The organism is Vibrio sp. 1249-1 (assembly GCF_033340495.1).
Genome location: NZ_JAWOWJ010000640.1, coordinates 1 through 659 on the forward strand (window position 1 = coordinate 1; position 659 = coordinate 659).

At 43.2% G+C, this 659-nt stretch carries 1 protein-coding gene; it reads left to right on the forward strand.

The annotated features are described in order from the left end of the window. Positions 1 to 609 (forward strand): DNA polymerase thumb domain-containing protein (locus R7Z50_RS28100; RefSeq protein WP_411979531.1); only part of this gene is annotated, 609 nt, incomplete at its 5' end. Positions 610 to 659 lie beyond the last annotated feature (50 nt).

A 659-nucleotide genomic window follows, 5' to 3' on the forward strand; every position in this document is an offset into this window, starting at 1 on the left:
GCTAAAGTTGCTTCGGATATGAATAAACCCAATGGACAGTTTGTTATTCCTCCTGAGAAAGTTCAAGAAGTGGTCGATAAGCTACCACTAGAAAAAATCCCTGGAGTTGGTAAGGTCAGTCTAGAAAAGTTACATCAAGCGGGCTTTTATCTGTGTGAAGACATTAAAAATAGCGACTATCGAGAACTGTTACGCCAATTCGGTCGCCAAGGCGCATCATTGTGGAAACGCAGTCACGGTATCGATGATCGAGAAGTTGTGGTCGAGCGTGAGAGAAAGTCGGTTGGTGTTGAGCGAACGTTTAGCCAAAACATCTCTACTTATGATGAGTGCTGGCAAGTGATCGAAGAGAAACTTTATCCTGAACTGGAAAAGCGACTGGAGCGTGCCAGTCCAGATAAATCGATCATTAAGCAAGGCATTAAGCTAAAGTTCGCGGACTTCCAGCTCACTACCATTGAACACATTCATCCTCAGTTAGAACTTGAGGACTTTAAGTTGCTGCTAAAAGACATTCTAAAGCGTCAAAATGGTCGTGAAATTCGCCTCTTAGGCTTGAGCGTTATGCTCAAGCCTGAAGAACAAGCTCGTCAACTTAGCTTCTTTTAATCTATTCCCACACACTTTCAACTAATTGTAGTACCTGTTCGAAGGGCACA